This window comes from Ramlibacter sp. (genome assembly GCF_041916345.1).
Taxonomy (GTDB): domain Bacteria; phylum Pseudomonadota; class Gammaproteobacteria; order Burkholderiales; family Burkholderiaceae_C; genus Ramlibacter.
Genome location: NZ_JAYRZR010000010.1, coordinates 26,006 through 38,682 on the forward strand (window position 1 = coordinate 26,006; position 12,677 = coordinate 38,682).

A 12,677-nucleotide genomic window follows, 5' to 3' on the forward strand; every position below is an offset into this window, starting at 1 on the left:
CGTGAACTACGTGCTGCGGCGGCTGGCCGCCACGCTGCCGGTGATGGGCGTGGTGGCCGTCGTGGTGTTCCTGCTGATCCACCTCTCGCCCGGCGACCCGGCGGCGCTGATCGCCGGCGACCTGGCCACGGTGGACGACATCGCCAAGCTGCGGGTGGCGCTGGGCCTGGATCAGCCGCTGTGGAAGCAGTTCCTGCTGTGGCTCGGGCGCATCCTCACGGGGGACCTGGGCACGTCCATCTTCACGCAGGTGCCCGTCACGCAGTTGCTGGCGCAGCGCCTGGAGCCCACGTTGTCGATCGCCGTGATCACCATGACGCTGGCGGTCTCGGCCTCGGTGCCGCTGGGCACGCTGGCCGCGTACAAGGCGGGCACGTGGATCGACCGCGCGGTGATGGTGTTCGCGGTGCTGGCCTTCTCGGTGCCGGTGTTCCTGGTGGGCTACCTGCTGATCTACGCCTTCGCCATCCAGCTGGAGTGGTTCCCGGTTCAGGGCTACACCCGCGTGGCCGAGGGCGTGGGGCCCTGGCTGCGCAGCCTGGCATTGCCTTGCACGAACCTCGCGCTGCTGTACATGGCCCTGCTCACCCGCATGACCCGCGCCACCGTGCTGGAGGTGCTGCAGGAGGACTACATCCGCACCGCGCGCGCCAAGGGCCTGGGCGTGCTGGCCGTGCTGGGCCACGCGCTGCGCAACGCGGCCGTGCCCATCGCCACCACGGTCGGCGTGGGCATCGCGCTGCTGATCGGCGGCGTGGTCGTGACCGAGACGGTCTTCGCCATTCCGGGTGTGGGTCGGCTGGTGATCGATTCGGTGCAGCGTCATGACTACCCGGTGATCCAGAGCGTGCTGCTCATCGCCGCGGGCGTGTACGTGCTGATCAACCTGCTGATCGACCTGAGCTACCGCCTGTTCGATCCGCGCATCCGCTACTGAAGGCGTCGCTTCCCGCATGTCCACGCTCGCGACCTCCACGCCTGACGCCGCCGAGATGCCGGCGGCGCCGCCGCGCCGGCGCTGGCGCTGGCTGCGCAAGAACCCTACGCTGGTGCTGGGGCTGCTGCTGCTGGCGCTGATGGTGGTGCTGGCGCTGGCCGCGCCCTGGCTGGCCACGCACGACCCGCAGGAGATCGACCCGCTGGCCCGGCTGCAGACGGCTTCCGCCGAGCACCGTTTCGGCACCGATGCCCTGGGCCGCGACGTCTACAGCCGCGCGGTGTGGGGTGCCCGCGTCTCGTTGATCGTCGGTCTGTCGGTGGCGGTGCTGGCCTCGGTCATCGGCACGCTGCTCGGGCTGCTGGCCGGCTTCGTGCGCTGGGCCGACGGCCCCATCATGCGCGTGATGGACGGGCTGATGGCCATCCCCGGCATCCTGCTGGCCATCGCCCTGATGGCGGTGACCAAGGCCAGCCTCACCACCGTGATCGTCGCCATCACCGTGCCGGAGATTCCGCGCGTGGTGCGACTGGTGCGCTCGCTCGCGCTCACGCTGCGCGAACAGCTGTACGTGGAGGCCGCGCATGCCGTGGGCACCCGGCTGCCCGCCATCCTGGGCCGGCACGTGCTGCCCAACATGACGGCGCCGCTGGTGGTGCAGGCGACCTTCGTCGCCGCCTCCGCCGTGCTGATCGAGGCCTCGTTGTCCTTCCTGGGCGTGGGCATCCCGGCGCAGACGCCGAGCTGGGGCAACATGATGGCCGAGGGCCGCAATGTCGTGGCCGTGGCCTTCCACATCATCCTGTACCCCGGCATCCTGCTGGCGGTGACGGTGCTGGCGATCAACATGGTGGGTGATGGCCTGCGCGATGCCATCGACCCGCGGCTGGCGAGGCAGTTGTGAGCGCGCCCCTGCTGGAGGTCGTCGACCTGCGCACGCACTTCGACACGCTCGCCGGCACGGTGAAATCGGTTGACGGTGTGTCCTTCACCGTGCGCGCCGGGCAGACGCTGGGCATCGTGGGCGAATCGGGCTGCGGCAAGAGCGTGACGGCCATGTCCATCCTGCGGCTGGTGCCTACGCCGCCGGCGCGGCACGCGGGCGCGGTGCGCTACCGGGGTGCCAACCTGCTGCAGGTGAGCGAGCGCGAGATGCGCCGCGTGCGCGGCGACCGCATCTCGATGATCTTCCAGGAACCCATGACCTCGCTCAATCCGGTGATGAGCGTGGGCCGGCAGATCGCCGAGAGCGTGCAGCAGCACCAGGGCCTCGGCCGCACCGAGGCGATGGCCCGTGCCGTGGAGATGCTGAAGCTGGTGCAGATCCCCGAGGCCGAGCGACGCGCCAACGAGTACCCGCATCAGCTCTCCGGCGGCATGCGCCAGCGCGTGATGATCGCGCTGGCCCTGGCCTGCCGGCCCGAGCTGCTGATCGCCGACGAGCCCACGACCGCGCTGGACGTGACCATCCAGGCGCAGATCCTGGATCTCATCGCCCGCCTGCAGCGCGAGCTGGGCATGGGCATGATCCTCATCACGCACGATCTGGGCGTGGTGGCCGAGACCTGTGATCGCGTGGTGGTGATGTACGCCGGCCGCAAGGTGGAGGAGGCCGACGTGACGGACCTGTTCGAGCGGCCGCGTCACCCCTACACCCGCGCGTTGATGGCTTCCATGCCGTCGATGAACACCCATGCGAAGCGCCTCTCGGAGATCCCGGGCATCGTGCCGGCGCTGCATGACCTGGGGCCGGGCTGCGCCTTCGCGCCGCGCTGCGCACTGGCGGCCGAGCGCTGCCGCACCGAAAGGCCTGAGCTGCGCGGCGAAGGCCACGTGGCCGCCTGCTTTGCCGTGGAGGAGGGCCGCGTGCCCGAGGCGCCGGTGACGGCAGGGGAGGCGGCATGAGCACGGCGACGATGGACCCGCCCGCCATCCCGCTGCTGGTCGTTGAGAACCTCCGCAAGCACTACGCCGCGCCGCGCCAGTGGATGCGCCCCGCGAAGCCGCCGGTGCAGGCGGTGGACGGCGTCTCCTTCAGCGTGGCGCGCGGCGAGACGCTGGCGCTGGTGGGGGAGTCGGGCTGCGGCAAGACCACCACCGCCAAGTCCATCCTGCGCCTGGTGGAGCCGACCTCGGGCTCGGTTCGTCTGGAAGGCGAGGAACTCCTGGCCCTGTCGCCGGAGCAGATGCGCCAGCGGCGGCGCGACCTGCAGATCATCTTCCAGGACCCGTATGCCTCGCTCAACCCGCGCTGGAAGGCGGGCGAGATCGTGGCCGAGCCGCTGCGCAACTTCGCGGTGGGCACGCCCGCCGAGCGGCGCGAGCGCGTGCAGTGGCTCTTCTCGCGCGTGGGCCTGCGGCCCGAGGCGGCGGGGCGCTATCCGCACGAGTTCTCCGGCGGGCAGCGGCAGCGGCTGGGCATCGCGCGCGCCCTGGCGCTGAACCCCAAGCTGATCGTGTGCGACGAGCCCGTGTCCGCGCTGGACGTTTCTGTGCAGGCGCAGGTGGTGAACCTGCTGATGGACCTGCAGGCGGAGCTGGGCCTCGCCTACCTCTTCGTTGCGCACGATCTGGCGGTGGTGCGCCACATCAGCCATCGCGTCGCCGTGATGTACCTGGGCCATGTGATGGAGGTGGCCGACCGCGACACGTTGTTCAGCGCGCCGCGCCACCCGTACACCGAGGTGCTGCTGTCCGCCGTGCCCGTGCCCGACCCGCGCCGTCGCGTGCAGCGCGCGCTGCTCCAGGGCGACCCGCCCAGCCCGGCGAGCCCGCCGGCGGGCTGCCGCTTCCACACCCGCTGCCCGCTGGCGCAGCCCCTCTGCCGCGAGCAGCAGCCCGCGCTGACCCCGCGTGAGGCGGCGGGCGGCACGCAGTGGGTGGCCTGCCACTTCCGTTGAACCCCGATGCGAGACACCCCATGACCCTGGCGAACAACTATGACCTGCTGATCCGCGGCGGCACCGTCATCGACGGCACCAAGGCCCCCCGCTTCACCGCCGACGTGGCGGTGAAGGACGGCCGCATCGTCGCCGTCGGCGCGCTGCCGGCCGAGGCGCGCGCGGCGGAGGTGGTGGATGCCAGGGGCCTGATCGTGGCGCCGGGCTTCATCGACTCGCACACCCATGACGACATGGCGCTGCTGGCCACCGACATGGGCTTCAAGGTCTCGCAGGGCGTGACGACGGTGATCGCCGGCAACTGCGGCATCAGTGCCGCGCCGCTGAAGCAGGCGATGGACCTGCCCATGCCGCTGAACCTGCTGGATGCGCCAGCGGGTCGGCGGCACGAAAGCTTCGCGGCCTATCTGGCGCAGCTGCGCGCGCAGCCGGCCGCCGTGAACGTGGCGGCGCTGGTGGGGCATTCCACGCTGCGCGCCGTGACCATGGCGCAGCTGGATCGCCCGGCGAACGCCGAGGAGATCACGGCCATGCAGGCGCACGTGCAGGAGGCACTGGATGCCGGGGCCATCGGCCTGTCCACGGGCACGTTCTATCCACCCGCGCTGGCCGCGACCACGGAGGAGATCATTGCCGTGGGCGAGCCGCTCCGCGCGCGGCAAGGCCTGTACGTGACGCACATGCGGGACGAATCGTCGAAGGTGATGGAGGCGCTGGAAGAGACGTTCCGCATCGGCCGCGAGCTGGGCGTGCCGGTGGTGGTGTCGCATCACAAGGTGCAGAACAGGCCCAACTTCGGCCGCTCGCAGGAGACGCTGCCCTTCATCCGCGAGACGATGCGCCGGCAGTCGGTGTGCCTGGACTGCTATCCGTACACCGCGGGCTCCACCATGATCCGCACCGACCGCGGCATGCTCGACGGCCGCGTGCTCATCGCCTCCAGCGAGCCGCACCCGGAGTGCGCGGGCCGCGACCTGGGCGACATCGCCCGCGAATGGGGCGTGGAGGAGAGCGAGGCCGCGCGCCGCCTGCAGCCCGGCACCGCCATCTACTTCCTGATGGACGAGGCGGACGTGCAGCGCATCCTGGCCTTCGACGACACCATGATCGGCAGCGACGGCATTCCGCTCGGCGACAAGCCGCACCCACGTCTGTGGGGCACCTTCCCGCGCGTGCTGGGCCACTACAGCCGCGAGGTCGCGCTGTTCCCGCTGGAGACGGCGGTGTGGAAGATGACCGGCCTCACCGCGCGCAACTTCGGTCTGGCCGGCCGAGGCACGCTGGCCGCCGGCTGCCATGCCGACATCGTGCTCTTCGACGCCGCCACGGTGCGCGACGCCGCCACCTACGAGGAGCCGACACGCCCGGCCGAAGGCATCCACCGCGTCTATGTCAACGGGCATCTGGCCTGGTCCGGCGGTACGCACACCGGCGCGCGGGCGGGCCAGGTCGTCACGCGCATGCCGGCCACCCGCAACTGAAAGACAAGACCCATGACCACCGAACTGATTCGCTACCCGACGCCCCTGCCTGTGCCCTTCTCCAAGGCGGTGCGTGCCGGCGGCATGCTCTATCTCTCCGGCGTGCTCGCCATGGACGCACAGGCCCAGATCATCGGCAATGGCGTGCAGGAGCAGACCCGCATCGTGCTGGAGCGCATCGCGGCCACGCTGGCCGAGTGCGGCAGCGCCATGGACCGCGTCGTCAAGGCCACCGTGTGGCTGGCCGACCTGAACGACTTCGCCGATTTCAACGCCGAGTACGCAATGCACTTCGCTGGCGCGCTGCCGGCGCGGTCCTGCGTGCAGGCCGAGCTCTACCGCGGCGCGCGGGTGGAGATCGAGGTGATGGCGCTGGCGTGACGCAGCGCGCCGCCTGACGTCCCGCGCCTGACGTCTCGCGTGTGGCTTCCCGCGTAGGCTGGGGTGGAACGCAGTGCAACCCCAGCGTTTGGCGCCCGCTACACCACCCAGTTCCCCGCCTCGAATCGCACCGCCGGCGCCTCGGGATCGAAGTGCACGCCCGCCGGATCCCGCCCCTCGCGCACGGCATCCAGCTGCTTCTGCAGCAGCCGGCGCAGCATCACGATGCCGCGGTCGCTGGTGGCCAGGTGCTCCTCGGAGTGCTTCGCGATCACGCCCTGGCTGACCATCGCTTCCACGTCGTTCGGGAACTGCTGGTGCTCGGCCTCGCTCATCTCTTCCCACAGCTTGCCGTTCATGCGGGTGCGCATTCGGCGCAGCTCGCCCGCCTCCCGCACCCGGCCCACCACGTAGATGCGGAAGCTGTGGTCGTCGATGGGCAGCACCCAGCCGAGGGATTCCACGCGGCCGAAGCGCCCCAGGCGCGGGCTCGGGATCACGCGCAGCGTGGGCAGCCCGGCCTCGCTGACGCGCCGCAGCGTGCGGCCATCGGCCAGCGTGCGCAGGCTGATGGTGCGCACGCCGGTCTCGTGCGTCTCCCAGGTCACCTGCGGCATCTGCGCCATCTCGGGCACGAACTGCGTGCCGCTGAAGCTGCTGTGGAGGATGACGACGTGGAACGGATCTACCAGGTTCTCGTAGTGCTGCAGCCAGTTGCAGGGGATGACCTGCGGGCCGCCGCCGCCGATGCTGCTGTCGTCGGCCTCCAGCAGCTCGCCCTCGTCCAGCACGTCCAGGCACTCGTAGCGCGGCAGCACCGGCTTCTTCTCGGGCGGACCCATGTAGGCCCAGATCAGGCCGTACAGCTCCTGCACCGGGTACCAGGGCTGGCGCACCTTGTCGCGGGCGCGGCCGCCGTCGGGCTCGCAGGGCTGATCCATGCAATGGCCCTGCACGTCGAACAGCCAGCCGTGGTAGCAGCAGCGGATGCCGCGCTCCTCCACCTTGCCGTAGTAGAGCGAGGTGCCGCGGTGCGCGCAGTGCGGGTACACCAGGCCCGGGCGGCCCTGGCCGTCGCGGAACAGGATCAGGTCTTCCCCCAGCACGCGCACCTGGCGCGGCGTGGCGTTGGCGTCGGCAGCCATGCCGATCGGGTGCCAGTAGCGGCGCAGCAGCTCGCCCATGGGCGTGCCGGGACCTACGTGGGTGAGGTCGGCGCGGTGCGTGGGGGCGGGCCGGCCGTAGGCGGTGCCCTGGTCCGGCACGATGGGGATCACGCGGCCCTGCGCTGGCAGCACGGCGCTCATTCGGCCGTCACCCCGGCGGCCTTGATCAGCTCCGCCATGCGCGGGTAGTCCGCGCGGTACCGCTCCATGAACTGCGCCGGCGTGTTGCCCAGCGGCTCGAAGCCATAGCCGGTGAGGCGGCCCTGCACGTCGGTCATGGCCGTCACGTCGCGCAGCGCGGTGGTCCAGGCCTGCACCACGTCCTCAGGCGTCTTCGCGGGGGCGTAGAAGCCGATCCAGCTTTCCACGTCGAAGCCCTGGAAGCCCTGCTCGGCGAACGTAGGCACCTGCGGCAGGATGGTGACGCGGCGGGTGGCCGCGATGGCCAGCGGCTTCATCTTGCCGCCCTGCGTGTGGCCGCGCGCGGTGGAGGGGTTGGCCCAGGCGAAGTCGAGCTGCTCGCCAAAGAGGTCGTTGTGGGCGGCGGCCTCGGCCTTGTAGGCCACGTGGACCAGGTCCACCCCGGTCTGGCGCTTGAGCAGTTCGCACAGCAGGTGCGCGGTGGAACCGTTGCCCCAGGTGCCGTAGGTCATGCGGCCCTTCTTCTTCGCGAACTCCACGAACTCCTTCAGGTTGGAATAGGGCGCATTGGCGCGTGCCACGATCATCGGGCCGCCGGTGGCGATCATCGACAGCGGCTGGAAGTCCTTCACCGGGTCATAGGGCAGCTTGGCCTGCAGGATGGCGTGGTTCACGTGGGTGAGCGGCAGTGTCATCAGCACCGTGTGGCCGTCCGGCGCGGCCTTGGCCACGAAGTCGGCCGCGATGATGCCGGCGGCGCCGGGCTTCGGGTCCACCACCATGGGCTGGCCCCAGCGCGCGGCCAGCTTGTCGCCGTAGATGCGCGCCAGCGTGTCGATGGGCCCGCCCGCGGTGCCGAAGGGCACAATGCGCACGGGGCGGCTGGGGAATGCGGGCGCCTGGGCGCCGGCCCCCGCGGCGAGCGTCAGGCCCGCCGCCGCGAGGAAGGTTCTGCGGTCGATCATGTGGGTTGTCTCCTTCATGGGCCTCCGGCCGCCGTGGATGCAGTCGAAGTCCGTCCATCCTGCCGGCCCTTGCAAGCGGTGTCCAAACCAACGTTCGGATATGAGATATGAGCCAGCGTGATATCCGCAGCCTGGACATCGGCATGCTGCGCACCTTCGACGCCCTGCTGCGCGAGCGCAACGTCTCGCGCGCGGCGGCGCGCCTCTTCCTCAGCCAGCCGGCGGTGAGCGCCTCGCTCAACAAGCTGCGCCAGGTGTTCGGCGACCCGCTGTTCACCCGCACGGCGCATGGCGTGGTGCCCACCGCGCGCGCGCTCGCGCTGGCGCCGCAGGTGCAGAAGGTGCTGGCGGAACTGGCCGCGTTGCTGGAGGAGGGCTTCGACGTCGCGCGCAGCCAGCGCATCTTCCGCATCGCCGGCTCCGACCATGCCAGCCGCCTGCTGCTACCCGCCTTGTCGCGCACGCTGGTGCAGGCCGGCTCGGGCGTGCGGCTGGTGTGGGTGCCGCCGGGGGCGTGGTCGCTGGCCGAGCACCTGCGGCGCGGGGAGCTGGACGTCGCCGTGGTGGCGCGCATCCATGTGCCGCGCGACCTGCAGACGAGGCTGCTGTACGAGGACCGCTACGTGTACGTGACCCGGCGGGACCACCCGTGCGCGCACGAGCCGGTCACGCTGGACAGCTTCTGCGCCACGCCGCAGGTCTTCCTGGGCTATGGCACCTCCACCTTCGACGATCTCATCGACGAGACGCTGGCGCGCGCCGGCCGCCGGCGGCTGGCCCAGATCGCGGTCTCCAGCTTCGGCCAGATCGTGCATCAGCTCCTGCACAGCGACCACGCTGCCGTATTGGGCGGCCGCGTGGCGCGGCACTACGCGGACGTGCTGCGCATCCAGCCGCTGCCCTTCGAGCTGCCGGCCTACCAGTCGCTGCTGTGCTGGGACAGCCGCACCGACGGCGACGCCGGCGTGCAGTGGCTCAAGCAGCAGATCGTGGAGGCGGTGGCGGCCGGGGGCTGAACAAGCCGGCGCGATGCGGGCGGCCGACCTTGCCGCTACAATCCAAAAGTTTCCGTGCGGTGGGTGCCCCTGCGGCCCGCTCGTGCGGTCCGCCAGCCCTGAAGGAGTCTCGCCCGCATGGCGAAGGAAGAACTGATCGAAATGAACGGCCGCGTGGCCGAAATCCTGCCGGATTCGCGCTACCGCGTGATCCTGGACAACGGCCACGAGCTCGTCGCCTACACCGGCGGCAAGATGCGCAAGAACCACATCCGCATCATCGCCGGCGATCTGGTGAGCCTGGAACTGTCGCCCTATGACCTGACCAAGGGCCGCATCATGTTCCGCCACCTGCCCGGCCGCGCCCCCATGGGCCAGGGCCCCCGCCGCCGCTGAGGCCGGCTCCCGCCGCGCGCCTCCCGCTCGCGCGGCCCCTCAGGCCAGCACCACGTCCCGCAGGTGCGCCTGCAGCAGGTCGATCTCCCGCGCCAGCCAGTCGGCCGCCGCCTGTTCGGCCTCCCGCTCGATCCGCCGCGCCTGCCACGCGGCCCATTCGAAGCCGAACAGGGCCAGCCCCCCCGCGGCCTTGTGCGCCAGGTCACGCAGCCGCTTGCGATCCCCCGCGGCCAGCGCGGTGACCATATCCCCCACCAGCGCCCGCCGCGTATCCAGGAAGTCGTCGAGCTGGTCCTCCAGCTCCGGGCTCACCGCCACCGGCTGTGCCGGCGACACGGGCGGCGGCTTCTCGCCCGGCAGCAGGCCGGGCGGTGGGGCCATCGAAGGCGGGGGCGTCTCCAGCGGTGTCGGGTGCGAGTGGCCCGCCTGGTCGAGGTCGTGCATCACGGCCAGCAGCGCCTCGCGGGTGACCGGCTTGGTCAGGTAGCGGTTGCAGCCGGCCCGCAGGCCCTTCTGGATGGAGTGGCTGTCGTCGTTCGATGACAGCATGACGATCACGCACGGCGCGCGGCCCTCGCGGGCCTCCTGCGCGCGGATCCAGGAGACGGCCTCCACCCCGTTCATCACCGGCATCTCCATGTCGATCAGCACGATGTCGGGCCACTGCCGCATCACCGCATCGACCGCGGCCTGGCCGTGGGCGACCGCCTCCACGGTGAAGGGAGGGGTGGGCAGGTAGCGGCGCAGCAGCAGCCGGTTGTACTCATCGTCGTCGGCCACCAGCACGCGGCGCGGCACGAAGTCGGACACGTCCACCGGTGCCGCGGCCGCCTGGCCGGCCAGGGGCTCGAGGGTCGGCCGCGGCGGTGGCAGCTGCTCGGCGCCCAGCGGCCGCAGGGTGAGCGTGAGCGTGGTGCCCTCGGCGGCGCTGGTGCGCATCTGCAGGTCGCCCTCCTGGATCTGGGCCATCAGGCGCGCCGAGTAGGTGCCCAGGCCGGTGCCGCCGCTCTTGCCCGCCGACACGTACTTCTCGAAGAAGCGCGCCGCCACCGCGGAGGGCACGGTGGACGGGTTGTGCACCCACAGCCGCACCGGCTCGCCGGGCTCCAGCCCCACGGTGACCACCCCGCCGGGCGGCGTGGCCTCCACCGCGTTCTTCAGCACGTTGGCGATGATGGAGTAGCACAGCAGCTCCTCCGCCCGCGCGTACACCGGCTGCTGGAAGGCGCGGTCCACGCGCAGCTGCACCTGGTTGGCCTCGGCCAGGTTGTGCGTGTCCAGCATCACGCGCGAGACCACGTCCACCAGGTTCACCGCCTGGGGCCGGAAGTCGTAGCTGCCCAGCTCCATCTTCGCCAGGTCGAGCGACAGGTTCACCATGTCCAGCATGCGGTAGCCGGCACGCTCGGTGATGCCCAGCAGTTCCTGGTGCTCGGGCAGCAGGCGTGCGTCCTCGCGCAGCAGGCGGGTCACGCCGATGATGCTGTTCAGCGGCGTCTTCAGGTCGTGGCGCGACATGCGCTCCATGTCCTCGCGCAGGCGCGCGTTCTCGGCCAGCGCGGTGTTCTGGCGCTTCAGGCTCTCGGCCACCGCGCGATGGTCGGTGATGTCGAGGAACGAGCAGATGTAGCGCAGCATGCGGCCGTCGCGGCCGCGCAGGCTGATCGCCTCCGCATGCACCCACACGTGCGTGCCGTCGCGGCGGATCAGGCGGTAGTCCTTGGCTTCGTGGCGCAGCTCGCCGTTGACCACCTTGCGCGTCTTGAGCTGCCGGATGAACGCGTTGTGGACCGATTCGCGGTCGTAGGGATGGATGCGCTCGAAGAACGGCGGCCAGTGGCTGGTGTCGGCGTCGGGCGGGTAGCCCAGGATCTCCTTCAGCCGCGGCGAGTAGGTGGTGAGGTTGCGCGCATCGTCCCAGTCCAGGATGCCGGCCAGGGTGGCCCGCACCAGCAGGTCCGCGCGTTCGCGCTGCTCGGCGCTCAGCTTCTCCTCGTGGCCCAGCGCGCGCGCGAGGCGACGCGCCAGCACCACCGCCGGTGACAGCACGAAGCCCAGCAGGCCGAAGGGGGAGATGCTGCGCGAGGCCCAGCCCAGCCGGTACTGCACCACGTCGATCACCACCACCGCGCAGAGGAAGGCCACGCCCGCCAGTAGCACGCCGGCATCGTCGCGCCCGTGGCGCGCCGCGCGCGCGATGGCGAAGGTCACGTAGGCGGCCATGGCCATGCCCAGCACCTGACCGGGCGCCGCCAGGTGGCTGAACATGCGCGCCGGCGTGAGCAGCACGATGAAGATGCACAGGCCGCACGCGGCCAGCACCAGCCGCACCACCTCCTGGTGCAGCTCGCGCTCGAACAGCTTGTTCACGAGCTGCATGAACGAGGCCATGACCAGGAACCAGGCCACGTACTCGATCTTCAGGTAGGCCTCCCAGGCCGTCTCCTCGGCGAAGAGCTGCAGCAGCAGGCGCTCGCCGGTCATGTCCGCGTAGACCGCGAGCGCCAGGGAGAACAGGCCGAAGAGCAGCGGCACCACATCCTTGCGGCGGGCCAGGAAGTAGATGAAGGCGATGCCGGCCAGCACCAGGTAGCCGCCCAGCAGGATGGCATCCAGCACCAGGTGCTGCCGCAGCTGCTGCGCCAGCACTTCCGGCGGGCCGATCACCGGCACGCGGATGAAGCCGCCGGCGCGATGCGCGTGGTTGGCGATGTGCACCGTCAGCCGCAGCGGGCAGGCCTGCGGCGGCGTGAGCAGCACGCGCGGGCCGATCGCGGCCTCGGTGTCGGCCGCCGTCGCGCCGGGGCTGCCCTGCGCCGTGGCGAGACGGCCATTCACGTACAGGCGCGCAGCCGTGCGTTGCATGGGCATGGCCACGGCCAGCCGCGTGCCTTCAGGGCAGCGCACCTGCAGGGCATAGGTCGCCCAGCCGTCCGGGCCGGGCGGCTTGCCGCCGGCGGCCAGCTCGTTCCAGTCGCCGGGCACGCGGGCCAGGGCCGGTGGCATGGCGCGCGCCTGCGGATCCTGGAACTGCTGCCAGCCGAAGCCCCACTCGCCGCGCAACTCCACGCTGCCCGTCAGCGCCTGCGGACCCAGCTCGATCACGCCCGCTCGCGCTTGCAGATCCTGTGCCCGGGCCGCGGGCGCCCCGGCGAGAAGAAACGCGAACAGGATCAGCAGGCCCACCCCCGCCCCGAGTGCGCGGCGCGCGAGGTCGGACCAGCGGTGAAGGGGGGACTGCGGCATGCGCGTGCGGTCGGCGGTCGCTTGCGCCATGCCCGCGCCACCTGCGTGCCAGTTTACGGGCCGCCGCGT

Annotated in this window: 11 protein-coding genes; 8 read left to right on the forward strand and 3 right to left on the reverse strand. The window is 71.2% G+C overall.

Translation table 11 applies throughout. The annotated features are described in order from the left end of the window. Position 1: 1 nt before the first annotated feature. From ACE3T5_RS04925 to ACE3T5_RS04950, 6 genes are read left to right on the forward strand one after another with little or no spacing between them, the layout of a single operon-like run. Positions 2-937 carry an ABC transporter permease gene (locus ACE3T5_RS04925; protein ID WP_374665077.1) on the forward strand — a complete coding sequence of 312 codons (936 nt, stop codon included), beginning with the start codon at positions 2-4 and terminating at the stop codon, positions 935-937. A 16-nt stretch (positions 938-953) separates the two neighbouring features. After that, a complete protein-coding gene (locus ACE3T5_RS04930) occupies positions 954-1,841 on the forward strand; it encodes an ABC transporter permease (protein WP_374665079.1) in 888 nt (295 codons plus the stop codon). After that, complete coding sequence (locus tag ACE3T5_RS04935; protein ID WP_374665081.1) at positions 1,838-2,842, forward strand: ABC transporter ATP-binding protein; 1,005 nt, start codon at positions 1,838-1,840, stop codon at positions 2,840-2,842. Before ACE3T5_RS04930 ends, ACE3T5_RS04935 begins: the two co-directional genes overlap by 4 nt. Positions 2,843-2,853: 11 nt before the next feature. After that, positions 2,854-3,837: an ABC transporter ATP-binding protein gene (locus ACE3T5_RS04940; RefSeq protein WP_374665192.1), complete on the forward strand. Its 984-nt coding sequence runs from the start codon at positions 2,854-2,856 to the stop codon at positions 3,835-3,837. Positions 3,838-3,857: 20 nt separating this feature from the next. Beyond that, the gene (locus tag ACE3T5_RS04945) at positions 3,858-5,318 is read left to right on the forward strand and encodes an amidohydrolase family protein (protein ID WP_374665083.1); all 1,461 of its coding nucleotides are present in this window, start codon (positions 3,858-3,860) and stop codon (positions 5,316-5,318) included. A 12-nt stretch (positions 5,319-5,330) separates the two neighbouring features. Continuing rightward, positions 5,331-5,699 carry a RidA family protein gene (locus ACE3T5_RS04950; protein WP_374665085.1) on the forward strand — a complete coding sequence of 123 codons (369 nt, stop codon included), beginning with the start codon at positions 5,331-5,333 and terminating at the stop codon, positions 5,697-5,699. A gap of 98 nt (positions 5,700-5,797) precedes the next feature. Here the strand turns inward: ACE3T5_RS04950 and ACE3T5_RS04955 are convergent, their stop codons facing one another. Both ACE3T5_RS04955 and ACE3T5_RS04960 read right to left on the reverse strand, forming a co-directional pair. Then, complete coding sequence (locus ACE3T5_RS04955) at positions 5,798-7,006, reverse strand: Rieske 2Fe-2S domain-containing protein (RefSeq protein WP_374665087.1); 1,209 nt, start codon at positions 7,004-7,006, stop codon at positions 5,798-5,800. Continuing rightward, a complete protein-coding gene (locus ACE3T5_RS04960; RefSeq protein ID WP_374665089.1) occupies positions 7,003-7,971 on the reverse strand; it encodes a Bug family tripartite tricarboxylate transporter substrate binding protein in 969 nt (322 codons plus the stop codon). The genes ACE3T5_RS04955 and ACE3T5_RS04960 overlap by 4 nt, the downstream gene beginning before the upstream one ends. Positions 7,972-8,078: 107 nt before the next feature. Between ACE3T5_RS04960 and ACE3T5_RS04965 the strand changes: the two genes are divergently transcribed. Both ACE3T5_RS04965 and infA read left to right on the forward strand, forming a co-directional pair. Beyond that, the gene (locus ACE3T5_RS04965) at positions 8,079-8,987 is read left to right on the forward strand and encodes a LysR family transcriptional regulator (protein ID WP_374665091.1); all 909 of its coding nucleotides are present in this window, start codon (positions 8,079-8,081) and stop codon (positions 8,985-8,987) included. 117 nt (positions 8,988-9,104) lie between these two features. Further along, on the forward strand, positions 9,105-9,362 hold the full coding sequence (gene infA / locus ACE3T5_RS04970; protein ID WP_374665093.1) for a translation initiation factor IF-1: 258 nt from the start codon (positions 9,105-9,107) through the stop codon (positions 9,360-9,362). Between the two features lie 39 nt (positions 9,363-9,401). Here the strand turns inward: infA and ACE3T5_RS04975 are convergent, their stop codons facing one another. Next, the gene (locus ACE3T5_RS04975) at positions 9,402-12,638 is read right to left on the reverse strand and encodes a response regulator (protein WP_374665095.1); all 3,237 of its coding nucleotides are present in this window, start codon (positions 12,636-12,638) and stop codon (positions 9,402-9,404) included. Positions 12,639-12,677: the final 39 nt, after the last annotated feature.

What these genes read in the sequence shown, in the direction of transcription:
- ACE3T5_RS04930 (WP_374665079.1), top strand. Translation starts at nt 954, where the DNA reads ATGTCCACGCTCGCGACCTCCACGCCTGACGCCGCCGAGATGCCGGCG.
- ACE3T5_RS04940 (WP_374665192.1), top strand. Translation starts at nt 2,854, where the DNA reads ATGGACCCGCCCGCCATCCCGCTGCTGGTCGTTGAGAACCTCCGCAAG.
- ACE3T5_RS04945 (WP_374665083.1), top strand. Translation starts at nt 3,858, where the DNA reads ATGACCCTGGCGAACAACTATGACCTGCTGATCCGCGGCGGCACCGTC.
- ACE3T5_RS04950 (WP_374665085.1), top strand. Translation starts at nt 5,331, where the DNA reads ATGACCACCGAACTGATTCGCTACCCGACGCCCCTGCCTGTGCCCTTC.
- ACE3T5_RS04955 (WP_374665087.1), bottom strand. Translation starts at nt 7,006, where the DNA reads ATGAGCGCCGTGCTGCCAGCGCAGGGCCGCGTGATCCCCATCGTGCCG.
- ACE3T5_RS04960 (WP_374665089.1), bottom strand. Translation starts at nt 7,971, where the DNA reads ATGATCGACCGCAGAACCTTCCTCGCGGCGGCGGGCCTGACGCTCGCC.
- ACE3T5_RS04965 (WP_374665091.1), top strand. Translation starts at nt 8,079, where the DNA reads ATGAGCCAGCGTGATATCCGCAGCCTGGACATCGGCATGCTGCGCACC.
- infA (WP_374665093.1), top strand. Translation starts at nt 9,105, where the DNA reads ATGGCGAAGGAAGAACTGATCGAAATGAACGGCCGCGTGGCCGAAATC.
- ACE3T5_RS04975 (WP_374665095.1), bottom strand. Translation starts at nt 12,638, where the DNA reads ATGGCGCAAGCGACCGCCGACCGCACGCGCATGCCGCAGTCCCCCCTT.